Annotated in this window: 9 protein-coding genes and 1 riboswitch; all 9 genes read right to left on the bottom strand. The window is 49.5% G+C overall.

Annotated elements, in window-relative coordinates; translation table 11 throughout:
- The coding region (locus A4E54_RS06385; protein ID WP_286725122.1) for a CheR family methyltransferase at window positions 1-420 on the bottom strand (420 nt) is incomplete at its 3' end.
- 7 nt (window positions 421-427) lie between these two features.
- Window positions 428-1,531: a chemotaxis-specific protein-glutamate methyltransferase CheB gene (gene cheB / locus A4E54_RS06380; RefSeq protein ID WP_286725120.1), complete on the bottom strand. Its 1,104-nt coding sequence runs from the start codon at window positions 1,529-1,531 to the stop codon at window positions 428-430.
- 30 nt (window positions 1,532-1,561) lie between these two features.
- Window positions 1,562-3,856 (bottom strand): methyl-accepting chemotaxis protein, encoded by a 2,295-nt coding sequence (locus tag A4E54_RS06375; protein WP_286725118.1) that lies wholly within the window; start codon window positions 3,854-3,856, stop codon window positions 1,562-1,564.
- 94 nt (window positions 3,857-3,950) lie between these two features.
- Window positions 3,951-4,862 carry a diguanylate cyclase gene (locus A4E54_RS06370; RefSeq protein ID WP_286725116.1) on the bottom strand — a complete coding sequence of 304 codons (912 nt, stop codon included), beginning with the start codon at window positions 4,860-4,862 and terminating at the stop codon, window positions 3,951-3,953.
- 20 nt (window positions 4,863-4,882) lie between these two features.
- Complete coding sequence (locus A4E54_RS06365) at window positions 4,883-6,448, bottom strand: response regulator (protein ID WP_286725114.1); 1,566 nt, start codon at window positions 6,446-6,448, stop codon at window positions 4,883-4,885.
- Between the two features lie 37 nt (window positions 6,449-6,485).
- A complete protein-coding gene (locus A4E54_RS06360; protein WP_286725112.1) occupies window positions 6,486-9,455 on the bottom strand; it encodes a hybrid sensor histidine kinase/response regulator in 2,970 nt (989 codons plus the stop codon).
- A 73-nt stretch (window positions 9,456-9,528) separates the two neighbouring features.
- A riboswitch (cyclic di-GMP riboswitch) is annotated at window positions 9,529-9,618 on the bottom strand.
- Window positions 9,619-9,769: 151 nt separating this feature from the next.
- Entirely contained in the window at window positions 9,770-10,132 is a 363-nt protein-coding gene (locus A4E54_RS06355) for a response regulator (RefSeq protein ID WP_286725111.1), read from the bottom strand.
- A complete protein-coding gene (locus A4E54_RS06350) occupies window positions 10,125-10,370 on the bottom strand; it encodes a hypothetical protein (RefSeq protein WP_286725110.1) in 246 nt (81 codons plus the stop codon). Before A4E54_RS06350 ends, A4E54_RS06355 begins: the two co-directional genes overlap by 8 nt.
- A partial coding sequence (locus A4E54_RS06345; protein ID WP_286725107.1) for a chemotaxis protein CheA occupies window positions 10,354-12,475 on the bottom strand: 2,122 nt, incomplete at its 5' end. The genes A4E54_RS06345 and A4E54_RS06350, both read right to left, overlap by 17 nt.

Genomic DNA, 12,475 nt, shown 5'->3' with positions numbered 1-12,475 from the left:
CTTAATTCCCTGCCGGTCCAAATATTTATCTATGCACATGGCGATAGAATATGGTTCTTGCCCTGTTGAACAGGCGGCGCTCCAAATTTTCACTCCGGAACGTTTTCCCTCACTAATCTCCTTGATATAAACAGGAAGAAGCACTTCCTCAAGAATCTGCCATACAGTCCTGTCTCTAAACCAATAAGTCTCATTAGTCGTAATGGCGTCTATAACTTTTTCAGAGATATCATTACTTTTTTTATGCTCACAAAACGTTTTATAAAAATCCAGAATGCTCTTGGCTCCGGTATCAGCCAACAGTTTCGCCAACCTGTTTTCGATAAGATAAGCCTGGTCTTTGGCAATGTTGATACCGCACAGTTCCTTGATATAATTCTGCATGAGCAGAAATTCTTCGGAAGATATACGCATACTCATCAGAATATTAACTCCCACCACGAACCAGACATAAAACGCGGGCCGTGATTGCGTCTATGTCTTCCACATCATCCGCGAGACCCGCATCCACCACGCTTTTCGGCATACCGTGCACAACGCATGTCTTTTCACTTTGCACCAGACAGTAACATGTGCATGTTCTTTTCATTTCCTTGACGCCTAGCATGCCGTCACTTCCCATACCCGTAAGGATAACAGCCAGTACTCGCCTCCCCTTGTAGGCCTTCGCCACTGAAGAAAAAAGCACGTCGGCGGAAGGTCTGACGCCGTTGACCGGCGGCGCGGCTTTCAGTTTAAACGTTCTACCGGCTTCGCTGCCGGTTTGCACAGTCATATGTACTCCGCCGGGAGCAATCATCACCTGTCCTGGTTTTACCAGCGCGCCTTCTTCCGCTTCAACAACCGGCAGGGCACACTTTTTATCCAATGACTGCGCCAATTTCCTGGTAAATTCCGCCGGCATATGTTGGACAACAAGTATCGGCTTATTAAAATCAGCCGGAAGTTTTTTGCAGATAGTTTCCAGGGCGACAGGTCCGCCAGTGGAAGCGGCTATCACAATGAGGTCCACTCCGCTTAATTTCTTTTTTTCCGCTACCTGTCTTCCAGGCGCTGGCGGATGTTGAAACGCAAGCTTTGCAGTTTCAGCGAGGTTAACCGCGGAAGCGTTGCCGGTCGTATACTTAACAGTTATAATCTGGGTAAAAAGCCCTTGCAGCCGGTTTTTTATCATTATGACACTTCTTTTGGCGTCCACTTCCATTGGTTTAAGAATAAAATCCAGAGCGCCCATCTCCAGGGCTTTGGCTGTACCCGCGACGCTACCGGCTTTACCGGCGCTGACCATAATAACGTAAACATCCGGGTAATCTATTCTAAGGTTTTTTAAGATATCAATGCCGCTCATTTCCCGCATGCGAAATTCCAGCAAGACCACATCAATCTTGCGCTGCTTCAACCTTTCAAACAAGATGGAACTACTGGAAGCAGTATGTTCTACCAAGCCCAAACCTGTATCTTCCACTGCCTGGACCAGGATTTTTTTATAGAATGAAGAGTCTTCCACCACCATTACTTTTAACTTTTCCAATTGCTCACCAACCAATTGATTTGATTTTACTCACACTTTAAATTGCTTACATAACGCCTCCAATTCTTCAAACATATCCGCCAGTCCTCTGGCCGAATTGCTGGTTTCTTCAGCGCCCGCCGCCGTTTCGGATGAGGTCTGGCTGATTTCCGACATGCTTTGGGCAATTTCACCGGCCCCTTCGGATATTTCCGCGGCGTCCCGGGCTATCTGAGTAACTTTATCGGATGCCTTCAACGTGTTCTCGGCAACATCGTTGGCGGCGATGGAAATCTCATTTGCCGAATGGGCAATCTCCTGCATTCCTTTGGAAATCTCAGAAATATTATTGGCCGCGTCTTGGGAGTTGGCAGCCACATCAACAATTTCCCGCGTAATAATGTTCACCTTTTCTGCTGATAAAATAATAGATTTTGAAATTTCCCCGGTCGTCGCCGACTGTTCCGTGACCGCGGAAGCGATGGTATTGGTGATGCCGTTAATCTCTTCGATAACTTGGGTAATCGTCTCTACAGCCTTGACAGCGCCAAGCATATTAGCCTGCATAGTTTCGATCTGCTGACCGATCTCATCAGTCGCTTCGGCAGTCTGCTTGGCCAGCTCTTTGACTTCGTTGGCTACAACGGCAAAGCCCCGGCCTGCTTCCCCGGCGCCGGCCGCTTCAATAGCCGCGTTCAGGGCCAGCATATTCGTCTGATCCGCGATGTCGTTGATAACATTAATGATCTTGCCAATCTGCTTGGACGAGTTGGTCAGTTTTTCGATAATTTCTTTAGTATCCCTGGCTTTGGTTTCAGCATCGCCGGTAACCCGGGTTGAACGTTCGCAACTGAGACTCACTTCGTTTAAGGATATATTGATTTCCTTTACCGCCGTTGCCACACTGTTCACTGAAGCAGACATATCCTGAGCGGAATGAGAAATCTTGTCGATACTGGCGGCAATTTGTTCTGAAGCTACACTTACCTGATCCACACTTACTGAAGCTTGTTCAGACGCCGCGGCCAGCTTTTGGATAGTGCTGTACATCTCTTCCACGGCGGAGACAACCATATTAATATTGCTGCTCGTGTCAGACGAAGCGCTGGCGGTGCCCTCAATTCTCTCTGTAATTTGTGCCAAAGCCTTGTTTACATTGTGTGTTTTGGCATCCATTTCTTCACTGCCGGCCGCCATGGTACTGGCGATATTGAACATGTCGCTCAACGACTTGTTGAAGCTGACAGCGCTTTCCAAAATGTTCCGGATCATCTGCTGTATTTTTTCAATAAAGCAGTTAAAAGAAGCCGTCAATTGCCCGATTTCATCACCTGACAGGACTTGACCGCGCACGGTCAGGTCACCTTGTTCGGCGCGAGCCATCAATTCCTGAATATTTTCTATGGGACTGCTGATCATCTTCGTCAGCATAATTTTAGAAATGATTACGGTGAGCGCCGCGATAATTAATGCGACCAATAAAGTGAAAACAGGCAGGGAAGTAAGCCTGGCCGAGAGTTCCGCCATGGATTCCGTCATGGCCATACCCCAGTTTGTCCCCGGCACCGGCGTATAAGCGACATATTTATCAACACCGTCAAAAGTATAATGGCTAATACCCCGGTCTCCCCTGACAACTTTTTGCATTGCTTCTCTCAAATTGATATCCAGGCTGCTATCTTTAATCAAATTTGATTTCATGACCATATCTTTATTAGGATGAGCTATTACCAGCCCGTCTCCCTGGACCATATAAGCGTAGCCGGTTTTACCCACTTTTATCGAGTCGATCCGTTTCGAAAGATCGTCAATCAGGACAGTTCCCCCCAAGAGGCCGGTAGTTCCGTTCGCCATTCTAATCGGGGAAGCCACGGCGATGACAGTTTTACCCGTGGCCCTGGAAACCACCGGATCGGAAACAACTGTTTCTCCGAGCATTACTTTTTTGAAATAATCACGGTCTTTAACATTACCCGGCGCGCCTGAAGTTATTATGTAATCGCCTTTATCGTCGGCGATAAAAAAAGTTTCGTACAAGTTATTGCGCCGGGTTTCCGCGGCTAAAAAGGCCAGCTTGGCCTCATCGGCGCCGGAAGTAATCAACGGCGTATTGGCCAACGCGGCAACTTCGGACTTCCGGCCTTCCAGCCACAAGGCGACCTCATTGCTGGAAGATACGGCTAAAGAAGTAAGGGTTTCTTCCAAGCTGGAAATTAATATTTTACGGCTTTTATCATAGTCAATAACGGTTGTAACCACCAATGCCACTACAAGTGTGACAATATAAACAAGGACTAATTTAAATCTAATACTTTTGTTGATATTATTTAACTTAATGCTTTTCAATAATACCCTCCCCTTTTTCAACCCGGCGTCCTAATATCCAGCATTTCCGGCATGGCTTGGGTATAAGCCGTCCGGAGGTCCGGCGCCCGTCTGGTCATAACGCTTTGATCACCCTGTTCCGGCCTTGATATTTTGCTTTGTATAACGCTTTATCTGCCTCCTTAATTAAAATGTCGGGGGATACTTTTTGTTGCGGTATCATCGAGGCGACTCCGGCGCTTACAGTCAATATATCACTCACTTCCGATTGCTGATGGGGAATTCCAAGCAATCGCACATTATTATGCATTTTTAACGCAATATTGAAAGCTTCATCTACATCTGTCAGCGGCAACACCACAGAAAACTCCTCGCCCCCATACCGGGCCGCCAGGTCCCCGGCCCGGCACGCCGTTCTTTTTAAAACATCCGCCACCTGCCGGAGGCTATCATCTCCTGCTAGATGACCATAGAAATCATTGTATTTTTTAAAAAAATCTATATCAAGCATAATAACTGATAACGGTTGACTAGCCCGCAGCGCCCGCCTCCATTCATTGTCAAAAACCTCGTCAAAATGGCGCCGGTTGGCAATACCCGTCAAACCATCGATTAACGATAAATTTGCCAATATATCTTGATACCTTTTCAGCTTTAGATGGTTCCTCACCCTCGCTTTCACTATCGGCGGGCTGACGGGCTTAACAAGATAATCAATCGCCCCGATTTCAAGCCCCTTAGTTTCATCTTCCACTTCACCCATCGCTGTTACAAAAATAACTGGAATGTTTTTCGTTTCAAAATCAGCCTTGAGCTTTTCACAAACCTCGTACCCGTCCATTCCCGGCATTATTATGTCCAACAGGACTAGATCCGGTTTTTCCGCCTGGACAATTGCCAAAGCGTCCGCTCCGGATGTCGCAAAAAATATTTCGTACTCGTCCTGTAATATTTCATGCAAAATAATGATGTTTGCCGGCATATCATCAACTATGAGAATTTTTTGTCTTGCATTGTCCACAACCATTACCTTTAATTGATCCTTCTTTATAAAGTGATTTTTAAAGCTTGGACAATTGATTCAAGAAGTGACAAGGCATGTCTAAAATCCAGTTTATTTATGGCATCTTCCAGGCTATCCATAATATTTCTATCGAAACCCTTTAAATGTTGCCGGACAAGAGCTAGTTGCCTGCTGGCACCCATATTGTTATTTTTTAAGAGTTCAAACAAATTGGCCAGTAAAGGCGCCAGATCTGCATGATCAAACGGCGCCGTTTTTTCAACCAAATCCGGTAGTTGTTGCCGCTGGTTTGCTTCCAGGCCGGCAATAAATTCAAACAAGGAGGCAAGGGAATTTTCCAGGATATTCAGCAGAGAAGCAAACTGCTCTTTCCTCTCCTGTTTAACGCTAATTTCCAGGTTTTTTGCCGCCTCGAACACTTTTTTCGCTCCAATATTACCTGCCACACCTTTTAGCCTGTGCGCTAATTGCCGGGCTTGGTTCAGATCTGTTTTTTCCAAGTGGTGCCGGATTTCTGAGCAAACCATCTTGTTTTCACGCATAAAATCCAGCAAAAGTTTTATATAAAGCCGCTTGTTGCCTCCCAGTCTTTTCAAAGCGGATTCTGCATCTAGTCCGGGGAGGCGCTCAGGTAAACCTCTCCAGGCAGTGTTTCCTTCCGTTTTTATCATCGTCCCGGCTTTGCTCCCCCGGGTTAGGACATCGAACAGTTGATTAATATTAAACTGTTTAGTTATATAGCTATTCATACCGGCAGCTAGACAAGCCTCCCGGGTTTCGTCCATATCGTCGGCAGTCATGGCAATAATTGGCAGATTAGCGTAATCGGCGTTACCGCGAATTACCCGGGTTGCCTCGCAACCATCCATCTCCGGCATTTGTACATCCATAAGCACAGCGTCATAGGGAATGGCTGTTTCATTAACCTTCCGAACCGCCTCTAGACCATTATCAGCGGTTTCCACCACTATTCCCGACCCTTCCAGAATTTCCCGGATCATTTTCTGGTTGATTCGACTATCTTCAACCACCAGAATGCGCATGCCTTTTAATTCCTGTATCCGCCTGACCACCAGGTCCTCTTTCCGGTAGTAATGGGATTGTCTCTCAGTTTTCTTTCCTAAAACTTCTATGATCGCTTTCCAATTAATGATTAACAACAGCTCATCCTTGAGCTTGACCACTTCGCTTAAAAACTTATTTTCCAGGCTCCCCATGTTTGCCGGAGGCGACTCGCAAATATCTTCGTCAACATCGATGACTGAACCGGGCCGGTCAATCAAAAAACCAACGTAATCGGGGTTGTCTGCTTTGTTTTTCAAGATAATGCATGTTGACCGCCTTTTGTTCTCCTGTTCGTACCCCATAAGCCTGGCAAGATTAAACAAGGTGACTATCTGCCCGCGCATGTTTAATAAACCGATAATATGGGACGGCGCGTCAGGTACAAGTGTGTATTCGATATTGCGGTTGATTTCTTTTACCGCTGTTATATCAAGGCCAAAGAGATTCTCACAGAGATAGAAAGACAATATCTTGCTTTTTCCGTCAACCGCATAGCTGAAACCTCTACCGCGCTCTTTCTCCATTTTCTTTGCCTCATCCATATTATGCTACACTACCATGTTATACTACTTTATTCCCTTTTTCGAGAGCAAGCTTTACTTTTTTCAATAATTTTTCCTTGTCCAGTTTGATCTCATAATAGTCAAAGCCGGCGTCCATGCCTCTTTTTATACTGCGATTATCAGCCTTGGAAGTAACGGCAACCACCGGCAGCCGGGCAAACCTGCTGTCGGCGCGTACCCGGCTTACTAATTCATAACCGTCCATCACCGGCATCTCGATGTCGCTTACCACAACATCAACATGATTTTCCTGGAGCGTTTCCCATGCTTCCTTGCCGTTATACGCTGTCAGAACATGGTAGCCCGCCCACTCAAGATACTTTTTCTCCATTTTGATAAAAAACGGAGTGTCCTCTACCAGCAGCACCGTTTGTTTCTTTTCGGTTTCCAGCATGCCGTCGCCCGGCTGGTAGTGCTCCGGGGAAGCTGTTTCAAAAAGCTCATAAATATTGATAATGAGTACGATCCGGTTGTTCAAGATTGCTGAACCAACCAGGCCTTTAGCTTTAACATCCTCCCGGTCAAACTGAATCGTTGCTTCTATAGTATCGTAGATCTTTTCGATAAGGATGCCCATAGGATGTCTGACCAGTTTGGGGATTATAACAAAAAGCGTTTGATTGCTCTTTTCCACACGGGTAACGGGAAGGTAGTCTTCAGGCCGGATGAGTCTCAACGCTTCACCCCTAAACTGGATAAATTCCTTGTCACCAATTCTTTCAATCTGGTCCGACTGAATTTTTTCCACTCTCGCCACCATTGAAAGATCTATGCTAAAGGTCTCCGACCCGGAGCATTTGAAGAGCAGCAAGTTCTGCCGCTCGTTCATGCTTTTGGCATATGCGTCCACAGCAGATTTTTCCTGATTCTCATTAATGAATCTTAAGCCCGCCTTGTTGGAAATACCCTCCGGATCCAGGATCATCGCAGTCTTGCCATCGCCCAGGATCGTTACCCCGGAGTAGCACTGACAATCATTCAAGTACCTGGGAAGGTGTTTGACCAGGATTTCTTCGCCGTCGTGAATGAGATCGACAATCAAGCCGAAGCGTTTGGAGCCGCTCTTGATCACCAGTGTCCGGATAACCTGGTTTGGATCAAAGAACCTTGGCAAACCCAGCACATCAGCCAGGTGAACAATTGGTAGAAGCTTGCCTCTCAAGCGCATTACCCATGAATCACGAATCATCTCGATTTTTCGTGAGAAGTCGCCAGGTTTGATGCGTACCATTTCCTGCAAATTTACCTGGGGCAGGGCGAATTTCTGTCCCGCCACTTCAACAATCAGCGAAGGAATGATTGCCAGGGTGAGGGGAAGGATCAAGCGAAAGGTGGCGCCCAATCCCGGTTTAGTCATAATTTCCATGACACCGCCCAGTTTTTCAATGTTGGTTTTGACCACATCCATCCCAACACCTCTGCCGGAAAGGTCTGTTACATTTTCGGCAGTGGAAAAACCCGGGCGAAAGAGCAGCGCCAGCAGGTCGCGCTCTCCCATCTGAGAAGCTTCCGACGGGCTGATGAGCCCATTTTGCAAAGCTTTTTTCTTCACAATCTCGACATTTATCCCGGCACCGTCGTCAATAATGTCAATATTGACATGGCCGCCCTCGTGGTAGGCTTTCAGAATAATGACGCCAGCCCTGGATTTACCGGCTTTTTCCCGCACATCCGGTGTTTCAACGCCATGGTCAACCGCGTTGCGCACCAGGTGGGTAAGAGGATCGCCAAGGGCTTCAATAATGGATTTATCCAGTTCAACGTCAATACCTTCCATCCGCAATTCAATAACTTTACCCATTTTTTTGGATAATTCCCGAATGATCCGGGGAAACTTGTTAAATACTTTTGCCACGGGCTGCATACGTGTTTGCATGATTTTTTCCTGCAGTTCGGTCGTTATGCTGTCGATGTTTTGCAACAAAACATTCAAACCCGTGATCTCCTTGCGGTAAGCCCCAAGTATGCGCAACAGCTGGTTTCTCCCGAGAACCATTTCACTGACCAGATTCAGCAAGTCGTTAAGCAAAGAAACGTTAACCCGGATTGTGTCTTCAATGCTCACTACCTGCTGTTTTTTCGTTCCATCCGGCGCTCCGTCAGATACCGGTAAGCCGGCAGCAGCCGGGCTGGCAGTGGCCGCGTCAAAATCAGCCTGTTCGGGCAACGCCGGTCTTACATCAGGTTGGCAGGCATTTTTCTCTGTTTGAGAACTATTGCTTCCTTTATCCATGAGCCGGGCAAGTTCGTCCAACCCGTCATTGACATCCAACTCAATAATATTTTCTTCCGGGATATCCAGGGCCAGAGCCGCCAAACTTTTCTCCAACACCGTGGTAATAAGAAAATCATTATCTGCATAACCAATAAGCCGGCCGATGGACTCAATTTTTTTTATAAAGTCAGCAGGCAGGTCGTAATTCAGCGCAACCTCCTTGTCAATTTTATGGCTTATCTTAAAAACCCTTTGTCCACGCTCTACAGCGTCCAATATAGCTGATTCCCGGCCATCTGCAATGATAACCTCTTCGTCTGGCTGCTCATTTACAGACATCCGTTCATTAATAACTTCTATTTGCCGGCCTGCGCCGGCATGACCGCTCATATTGGCCGATATATTGGCCAAATGCCCTGAAATATCAATATTATCACTGTTTTCCACATCTATAATCAGGTTTTTTAGACTGTCATTAGCCGCCAGTAAAACATCGACCATTTCATTTTTCACTTTTAACTTGCCGTTTCTTACTTCCCCAAGCAGATTTTCCATGGCATGGGATAAGTTTACAATATTTTTCAAGTTAAAAAAACCTGCCGTACCTTTGACGCTGTGTACAGCGCGAAAAATATTATTAATGATATCTGTATCCCCGCCGCCTTCTTCCAATTTTAACAAGCCAACTTCAACAACATCTACATGACTGACGGCTTCTTCTACAAATTCCCTGATAAGCTCTGCGTCTTGCATTATTAATCAACCTCTAAAAGCAAAAATAATACCCCGGCCAACCGGGGTGTCTGTCGGTATGATTATTAACTTTCCCGGCAACCCGGCCGTCTTAGTGCAAGTCCGGCACTTTAGACCCGCAGCTTTGCGCATATAGCTTTCACTATATTTGTACTTATCTGTTAATTTATATAAAACTTCTATCCTAATGTAAATAGGACTTTAGTCCCATTAATTAAACACTCTCCTAGCTTTAATTGAAACGGTAATTGTAATATTATATAATGTGCGGGCGGGAGGATGGGAATCGCCTGGTGTAAACTTTCACAAGGTGTTCACCGCAGCAGCTTTTTAAGTACCATTTCCAGTTGTTCCGGGGTAAAGGGCTTGGTTATCCAGGCGGTGGCCCCTGCTCTGCGGGCCTCTTCCTTTTTGGCCTGCTGCGACTCGGTGGTCAGCATGACGATGGGTGTAAAGCGGCAAGTCGTATTGGCCCGCACCTGCCGGATAAAGGTTATACCGTCCATACCGGGCATGTTCAGGTCGGTGATAACCAGGTCCGCCTTTTTGCTGTTTAGCTGCTTTAACGCCTCGTCCGCCCGCTGGAAGGTATGCAATTCATACCCCCGGCGCTCAAGGGCCAGCTTGATGCTGGCGAGCACGGTGGGAGAGTCGTCCACCGCCAGAATTTTATACACCCGGACGCACCTCCCCCGCCAAGAGCTCCCTGAAAATTTCCCCCGGCCCCTCCGGCGCCAATTCCACCGCTACGTGAGGAAATTCTTTTTGCAGGGCGACGATCAGCTGCAGGCCTGCAGCATCCAGTCCCGGAGCAGTAAACACTATCCTTCGGACCCCGGCAGCCTGGTCCAGGAGCCTTTGTCTGATTTTCTCCACGTAAGGCAGCAGCAGCGGCAGATCAATTTCCATTCGCATGAATAATTCCCTCCTTGTCCCGGTCACCAAAGGAAAGGCGCACCAGTTCGTTGGGGTCCAGCACCAGCAGCACCCGCCCGTCCCCCAGCACCGCGGCGCCCATGAAGACGGACAGCCTTTTCAATTCCCCGGTCAGGGGCTTCACGATGATCACCTCTTTGCCCAGCACGGTGTCCACAGGTAATGCGGCTTTCTGCCACAGCACCACCAGGACTGTCTCATCCCGGCAGGAGGCAGTTGCTTCCAAATACAGGCTGTTTTCCAGCAGCGGGACGATCTCCCCCCGCAGCAGGGCCACGGGCCGGCCGCGCATGGTCCTGCGGTCCTTTTCCTCCACCCGGACGGTTTCCCTGATTGCCGAAAGTGGGAGGCCGTAAATGCCGCAGCCGATCCGCACCATCAAAACCTCGCTGGTGGCCAGGGTAAAGGGCAGGCTGACGACAAAAGTGGTCCCCTGCCCGGGGGCTGACTCCACCTGCATTGTCCCTCCCAGACGCTTGACCGTGTTTCTCACCGCGTCCATGCCCACGCCACGCCCGGAGAGGTCCGAGATCTCCTCCTTGCTGCTCAGCCCGGGCAGGAAGACCAGTTTCAGCTTCTCCCGCGCGCTCATTGCTTCCACCTGTTCGCGGGAAAGCATCCCGCCGGAGACGACTTTTTCCGCCAGAGTGTCCACATCAATACCCCGGCCGTCATCCGATACCTGGATGATAATCCTCTCTCCCTGCCGCCGGGCGGTGAGGCGGATGACGCCAACAGGGTCTTTACCCGCCCTCAGCCGCTCTTCCGGTTCCTCCAGGCCGTGGTCCATGGCGTTGCGCACCAGGTGCAGCAGGGGCTCGTAAATCTCTTCGATGATGTTCCGGTCCAGGCGGGTGTCTTCCCCGGCGGTAACCAGATCCACCTTTTTATCAAGCTTTTTGGCCTGCTCCCGGATGAAGCGGGGAAACCGGCTGAACACCTCCTGGACCGGCAGGAGCCATACGTCCATTACACGCTCTTGTATTTCCCGGGCAATGCGGTCCAGGTAAAGGTAGCGGTCTTTCAGTTCCCGGGCCTGCCCGTCCATCCCCAGGGCCTCCAGTTTCTTGATCAGGTAGGGCAGGCTGTTCTTGGCGATGATCAGCTCCCCCGACAGGCTCATCAGGGCGTCTGCCGTCTCCCGCCGCACCCTGAAGGCGCTCTGCCTTCCTTCCTTGACCGCGCTGCCCCCCCACTGTCCTTTCGCGACCGTATCCGGCGGGGAACAAGAACCAGTCGCGCCGGCCTGCGCCATCTCAAGACGGGAATTTATGGAACTGGCTGAAATCCCCGCCGGAACGCCCGGTTCAGTTCCCAGGGCGGCCAGTAAGGAGCCTGTCGTTTTTAGAAGTTGCTCTTTTTCTTCCTCCGGGGCCGCCGCAGGGCACTGTCCAAAGGCAAGGCCGGCGCGGCCGGCAAGCCGCTCCAGGACCCGCCGGACCACCGGCAAAAGCCCCGGCGACACATCTTCTTCAGCCATCCTCAGGGCCTTTTCCTGCTGCCGCAACACTATGACGGCATGCAGGAACCCCTGCCCGAAAAGAGGCGGCTCCTGTCCCGCTACGGACGGCTCTCCGGTGGACGGCCGGTATTTTAAAAGCGGCGCTCCACTAAGCTCTTCCTCGCTCACCGGCCTCACCGCCACCCTGTTTTCGTCGCTGCTTACGAAAACAAAGGTCTCTTCCACCGTCTCCCGGTCTTCCCCGGTAGCCAGGTAAAGAGTGAACACCAGGTGGTAGTCTTCGGGATTAAGAAGGGACAGGTCCGGCACCCGGCGGTAGTCCGCCTTGAGCCCGGCTATGGTCCCCAGGCCTGCCAGGTCTTCCAGCAGGTAGCTCAAATTATGCCCCTGCCGGAAAAAATCACGGCCGAATTCCAGCGCCAGGCGATAGACATTTTTGCCCCGGCGCAGTTCGTCACGCAGGAAGCGCCTGACCTCGTCCGGCGCCGCATTCTCAGCCGCCTCCGGGATAACGGGCAAAGGCACCGCCCCTGTTTCCGGCAGGCCCGGCTTCTCTTCCAGGGTTCGGGTCGCCGGCGGTTCACCCCGGCCGTAGGCCGTAATTTCCTCCAGCAACTCCTCC

This window comes from Pelotomaculum sp. PtaB.Bin117 (assembly GCF_002067195.1).
GTDB lineage: Bacteria > Bacillota > Desulfotomaculia > Desulfotomaculales > Pelotomaculaceae > Pelotomaculum_D > Pelotomaculum_D terephthalicicum.
The sequence above is the reverse complement of the archived record's forward strand: the minus strand, read 5'-3'. Positions and strand labels throughout refer to the sequence as shown.